The 308-nt window shown below is 64.0% G+C and carries 1 protein-coding gene; it reads left to right on the top strand.

Annotation, left to right across the window (positions count from 1 at the left end; all coding sequences use genetic code 11):
• A partial coding sequence (locus INF73_RS11280) for a hypothetical protein (RefSeq protein ID WP_193547292.1) occupies positions 1-308 on the top strand: 308 nt, incomplete at both ends.

Raw genomic sequence — 308 nt, 5'->3', positions numbered from 1 at the left:
GTGGGGCAGACCCTGAGTGCGGAATACACCTTCACGGCAAACGGGTCCGGGACGGACGCCTCCAGCTTCCAGTGGCAATGGCAGGATGGTGCAACATGGAAGAATGCTGCAGGCGGCACGGCAAGAACGTTTACGCTGCCGGACAGCTATGCGGGCTACAGCGTGCGGGTGGTGGTAACGCCGAAAGGCAGCAGCCAGCCGTCGCTGACCGGTGTGGTACAGGATAGTCCGACGATGGCAGCCTATGACGCGCCGTCGGTAACGGGCCTGAGGATCTCCGGCACGCCGAAGGTGGGGCAGACCCTGAG

The sequence above is a fragment of the Enterobacter cloacae complex sp. P6RS genome (assembly GCF_014982245.1).
Classification (GTDB): Bacteria; Pseudomonadota; Gammaproteobacteria; order Enterobacterales; family Enterobacteriaceae; genus Enterobacter; species Enterobacter bugandensis.
This window is presented reverse-complemented; position numbering and strand designations above follow the sequence as displayed.